This window comes from Psychroserpens mesophilus, from assembly GCF_050617655.1.
Lineage (GTDB): Bacteria > Bacteroidota > Bacteroidia > Flavobacteriales > Flavobacteriaceae > Psychroserpens > Psychroserpens mesophilus_A.
The window spans coordinates 1-257 of the sequence record NZ_JBODQC010000279.1; the positions used below are offsets into that span (position 1 = coordinate 1).

General features: G+C 52.5%; 1 protein-coding gene. It reads right to left on the reverse strand.

All coding sequences use genetic code 11. The annotated features are described in order from the left end of the window. Positions 1-28: 28 nt before the first annotated feature. The coding region (locus ACRHNM_RS17260; RefSeq protein WP_431137884.1) for a DUF202 domain-containing protein at positions 29-257 on the reverse strand (229 nt) is incomplete at its 5' end.

Here is a 257-nt window from a genome sequence, read left to right on the forward strand (position 1 = left end):
AACCGGATGCATCAATGGGGCCACCGGTTCAGGTGCGGACCATGTAGTATTTTTTAATCTGTTTTTTCACATAGAGAAACCGGGCGATCCCGATGGCCAGGAGTATGGGGGAGAGGGATAGCAGGAAGTAACCGAGCTCGGCGATTTCCTCCAGAACTGTGAGTTTCAGAATGGCCACCCCGGAACTCAGGAATACAATAAATGTCCTGAAATAGGCCAGGAAGGTCCGTTCGTTGGCCAGGCGGGTCCGTTCTACG